General features: G+C 71.0%; 5 protein-coding genes. All 5 read left to right on the forward strand.

The window, feature by feature from the left end; genetic code table 11:
* A partial coding sequence (locus tag VIB55_RS24385; protein ID WP_331879292.1) for a tyrosine recombinase XerC occupies window positions 1-902 on the forward strand: 902 nt, incomplete at its 5' end.
* 957 nt (window positions 903-1,859) lie between these two features.
* Window positions 1,860-2,402: an ATP-dependent protease subunit HslV gene (gene hslV, locus VIB55_RS24390; protein WP_331074531.1), complete on the forward strand. Its 543-nt coding sequence runs from the start codon at window positions 1,860-1,862 to the stop codon at window positions 2,400-2,402.
* Between the two features lie 23 nt (window positions 2,403-2,425).
* Complete coding sequence (hslU, locus tag VIB55_RS24395) at window positions 2,426-3,919, forward strand: ATP-dependent protease ATPase subunit HslU (RefSeq protein WP_331879293.1); 1,494 nt, start codon at window positions 2,426-2,428, stop codon at window positions 3,917-3,919.
* A gap of 61 nt (window positions 3,920-3,980) precedes the next feature.
* Window positions 3,981-4,811, forward strand: a complete 831-nt coding sequence (locus VIB55_RS24400; RefSeq protein WP_331879294.1) for a hypothetical protein — start codon at window positions 3,981-3,983, stop codon at window positions 4,809-4,811.
* Window positions 4,812-4,883: 72 nt separating this feature from the next.
* A partial coding sequence (locus tag VIB55_RS24405) for a hypothetical protein (protein ID WP_331879295.1) occupies window positions 4,884-5,121 on the forward strand: 238 nt, incomplete at its 3' end.

Raw genomic sequence — 5,121 nt, forward strand, 5'->3', positions numbered from 1 at the left:
ACGAGTTCCTTCGCTACGTGGCACACGAGCGCGGGCTGTCGCCGCAGACCGTGCGGGCGTACGCGGACGACCTGCGCGAGTTCGGCGAGTTCCTGGACCGCTACTACGGCGCACCCGAGTGGTCGTGGGGCGGGGTGGACCGGCTGGCGATCCGCGCCTGGATGGGCGACTGCGCCACCCGCCGCGGCCTGTCGCGCACCAGCATCGCGCGAAAGGTTTCGTCCGTGCGCTCGCTGTACCGCTTCCTTCACGTGGAGGGGCGGGTGGACGCCAATCCGGCCCGCGCGGTCCGCACGCCCAAGCGCGAGCGGCACCTGCCCGGGTTCCTGACGCGCGAGCAGATGGACGGGCTCTTCGAGACCGCGCAGATGCGTGCCGAAGCGGGCGGGTTCCACGGCCTGCGCAACCTGGCGATCGTGGAACTGTTCTACTCGGCCGGGCTGCGCCTGTCGGAGCTGCAGGGGCTGAACGTTCCCGACGTGGACCTGGTCAGCGACCGCGTGCGGGTGATGGGCAAGGGTCGCAAGGAGCGCATCGTTCCCGTGGGCCGCGTGGCGCTGCGGGCGATGCGCGGCTACTTCGACGCGCGCGAGATGGTGATCGCCGGCGCCACGCGGCCGGACGGACGCGCGGTCTTCGTGGGGCAGACGGGCAAGCGGCTGTCGGTGCGGCAGATTCAGAACATCGTGGGCGAGTTCCTCCGCGGGGTCGCGGGCGAGACGGGCCTTTCCACGCACTCGCTGCGGCACAGCTTTGCCACGCACCTGCTGGATGCGGGGGCTGACCTGATGGCTGTGAAGGAACTGCTGGGGCACGCCAGCCTGAGCACCACGCAGATCTACACGCACACGTCCAAGGAGCGGCTGAAGGCGGTCTATCGCAAGGCGCACCCGCGGGCGTAGGGCGGGACGCAGCCCTGCATGGAACGCCATATTCAGAGGAGCGTTCCAGAGCCTGTCATCCTGAGCCCCACGCGCACCGGACCGGCCCGCAAACCGGACCTCGCGGGGCGAAGGATCTAGCCGCGGACACGTACAAGCCCGGGCGCGGCAGCGGGCACGAAGGCCGAGGCCTCGGCTGCCGTGGGGCCCTCACCCCGCCGCGCTGACACGCGTGCGGCCCTCTCCCACAAACAGCGTGGGCGAGGGGTACACTTGGGGGCTGGGTGCGACGGCAGCGCAGAAGCAAAGGCCCCGGCCCTGCTGGGGCGAATGAATTCGCGGCAACGACGGCCCGAAGTCCGCCTTCGCGGACTGCACGCGCAGTCGGGTGCACGAGGCCGGCCGAGGCGCAGTTCAGGTCTCCCCCTCCCCTGCGCAGCGGGGGACGGGGGCCGGGGGGAGGGGGCTCCCAGGGGCATGCACCGGCATCCGGTCGAACCTCGATCGAAGTTCTCCTCTCTCCCGCGCAGTTTGCGGGGGAGAGGCCGGGAGAGGGGGCAGCCGCGGCATGAGCGAGATCCAGCCCCACGCGGCACGACGTTCTCCCCTCTCCCGGCGCAGTTTGCTGGGGGAGGGGCCCGCCCGAGGAATGCGCCGGGCCTGGGTCGACGCGCCCGAGCCGAGGTCCAGGGCTCCGTGCCGCTGTCGCGCCCAGGCTGACAAGTGGCGCCGGGCTAGATCCTTCGGCCCGCGTAGGATCATGTGCGGGCGAGTGCGCCGCGCCTGGGCCTCAGGATGACAGGCCTGTGGTGCGGGGGCCAAGTGCGGCGCGCCTGGGCTGATGGGGGCCCCGAGGTTCGGGGAGCGTCCCCAAAGGTTGCGTAACCCCTGAAACCGCGCGACCTTGTGCGGGCGGACGCAGCCGGTCCGCCCTGAAACGACGTTCACGGCACGTATACCGTACTGGTTTTTGGAGATATGGCAATCCCCACGTTCCACGCCACCACCATCCTGGCCGTCCGCCGCGACGGCAAGATCGCGCTGGGCGGCGACGGCCAGGTGACCATGGGCGACGTCATCGCCAAGTCGTCGGCCACCAAGGTGCGCAAGCTCAAGGACGGCAAGGTGCTGGCGGGCTTCGCCGGCTCCGTGGCCGACGCCTTCACGCTGTTCGAGAAGTTCGAGGAAAAGCTGGAGCGCTACCCGGGCAACCTGTCGCGCGCGGCGGTGGAGCTGGCGAAGGACTGGCGCAGCGACCGCTACCTGCGCCGGCTCGAGGCGCTGCTGGCCGTGGCCGACCGCGAGAATCTGTACATGCTCAGCGGCACCGGCGACGTCATCGCCCCCGACGACGACATCGTGGCCATCGGCTCCGGCGGGAGCTACGCCCTCGCCGCGGCGCGCGCGCTCAAGGAGCACTCGTCGCTCCCCGCCCCCGAGATCGTGCGGCGGGCGCTGGAGATCGCGGGCGAAATCTGCATCTATACCAACACCAACATCACCGTGCTGGAGCTGGACTGACCGCGCGCTGGGAACTGAACAGGATGTCGACGAACGAAACCGAGGTGAAGCCCGCGGAGGGCGAGGCCCAGGAGCCGCTCTGGCTGGACGAGATGACGCCCCGCCAGATCGTCGCCGAGCTCGACAAGTACATCGTGGGGCAGAACGCGGCCAAGAAGTCGGTGGCCATCGCGCTTCGCAACCGCTGGCGCCGCCAGCGCGTGGCCGAGGACCTGCGCGAAGAGATCGCCCCCAACAACATCATCATGATCGGCCCCACGGGCGTGGGAAAGACCGAGATCGCCCGGCGGCTGGCCCGGCTGGCCGGCGCGCCCTTCGTGAAGGTGGAGGCATCCAAGTTCACCGAGGTGGGCTACGTGGGCCGCGACGTGGAGTCGATGGTGCGCGACCTGGTGGACGTGGCCGTGAACATGGTGCGCACCGAGCGCGAGGACGAGGTGCAGGACGAGGCCGAGAAGCGGGTGGAAGACCGCCTGCTGGACCTGCTGATTCCCCCCGCCGAGTCGCAGCCGGCACCCGCCGCCGGCCCCCCCGCCGCTGACGGCGACAAGAACGAGCGCGTGTGGTTCGCCTCGCCCGGCGGCCAGGCCGAGCCGGTGGAGGACGTGGCTGGCCGCGAGCGGCGCGAGCGCACCCGCGAGAAGTTCCGCCAGCTGCTGCGCGACGGCAAGCTGGAGGAGCGCGAGGTGGAGGTGGAGGTCAGCCAGAGCATGCCGGTGGAGAACATGATGATCCCCATGGGCGGCGGCATGGACGGCGGCGGCATGGACGGCAACCTGATGGACATGCTGCAGGACTGGCTGCCCAAGAAGACCAAGCGCCGCCGCGTGAGCGTGGCCGAGGCGCGCCGCATCCTGCTGCAGGACGAGCTCGACAAGCTCGTGAACATGGACGAGGTGGTGAACGAGTCGCTCGACCGCGTGGAAGACATGGGGATCATCTTCCTGGACGAGATCGACAAGATCGCCGGGGAGCGCGGCGCGGCGGGCGGCCCCGACGTGTCGCGCGAGGGGGTGCAGCGCGACCTGCTCCCCATCGTCGAGGGCTCCACGGTGCAGACCAAGTACGGGATGGTGCGCACCGACCACATGCTCTTCATCGCCGCGGGCGCGTTCCACGTCAGCAAGCCGTCGGACCTGATCCCCGAGCTGCAGGGCCGCTTTCCCATCCGCGTGGAGCTGAGCAGCCTTACGCAGGACGACTTCGTCCGCATCCTGCAGGAGCCCAAGAACGCCCTGGTGTCGCAGTACCGCGCGCTGGCCGCGGCAGACGGGGCGGAGCTGGTGTTCACCGACGACGGCGTGCGCGAGGTGGCGCGCACCGCGGCGCAGCTGAACGAGCGGATGGAGAACATCGGCGCCCGGCGGCTGCACACCGTGCTCACCACGCTGCTGGAAGACGTGATGTTCGACCTTCCCGACACGGCCGAAAAGCACATCGTGGTGGATGCCGACCGGGTCCGCGACCGCCTGAAGGACATCGTCGAGGACGAGGACCTGCGCAAGTACATCCTCTAGAAAGGCTCCGCCGCCCCGGCCCCGCGCCGGGGCGGCGGCTTTCCATCCCGCATCCACACAAATGAAGTTCCGCTCCCTGCTCCGGATGGCCCTGCTGCCGCTGGCTGCGTGCGCCCCGGCTGCGCCGGCCGGCGTCCTGGGCGTGTACGACCCCGATTCGTTCGTCGAGGGCAACGCCGAGCGCTTCGCGGGCTGCCACGACGGACGCCGCTTCGTCGCCGGCGACTGCACCGGCCTGGCCGACACGCTCGTGGCCGGCGAGGAGCTGCCGGGCGTCGATTCGGCGGGCGGGTCCGCGCGGGTGCGTGTGGCACAGGTGCGGCCCACCCGCGCGGACCAGTACGAGGCGGCGTACCTGGCCGAGCTGGTGCCCTCTGGCCACGCCTCCCGGGGTCCCGTGCTCTTCTGGCGCCCCGGCCCGCCGCTGCACGCCCTGGCGGCGGCCCCCGTGGTGCTGGACTCGGGCGCGATGGTCCTGCTTCGCGCCGAGGCCCTGCGGTTGTACGAGGCCGCGGAGCAGCGGCGTGCCGCCGGCGACCGGGCCGAGGCGGTGGAACTGGGCACGCCAGTGGCACTGGGCGTGGAGGGCGAGGCGAGCGTGGTCGTGCAGTGGCCGGCGCAGCTGGCGTACGGCACGGAGCGAGACGGACGGGCGTCGCTCTTCTTCGTCTACGATCCGGTGCAGCGGCGGGTGGTGCGCGGCCTCTTCGGGCATCCCGAGTGGGCGCCGGTGGATCCCGCGCTGGTGCGGGCGGTGCAGCCGGTGACGTTCTTTCGCCTGGGGACCGACCCCGCCGTGTACTTCCTGGCCCGCGAGGCGGGCCCGTGGGAGCACATTGGCTTCGGGATCTACAAGATGAGCAGCGGCCGGGCGGTGCTGGGCGTGCCCTGAGCCCCGTCAGATCCCGGGCACTTCCGTCGTTCTCGCACGTCCGTGGCATCGACACCTCAGTCGGGAGGCTTCATGATCCGTCGATTCATCCGTTCGACGATCGCCCTGCTGCTCCTGCTCCCCGCGGTCGCCGAAGGGCAGCGACGCCCGATCGAGGCCGTGGCCGCGGATACGATCCTGGCGCTGCCGGTCAAGGGCGCGGGCGACGACTACCGGTTCTCCGTGGCGCGGCCGGTCAAGATCAGCCCCGAGCGGGAGCGGCGCCGGCGCGAGGAGACGGCGGTGCTATCGGGCGTGGTCACCGACTCTG

This window comes from Longimicrobium sp. (assembly GCF_036554565.1).
Lineage (GTDB): Bacteria > Gemmatimonadota > Gemmatimonadetes > Longimicrobiales > Longimicrobiaceae > Longimicrobium.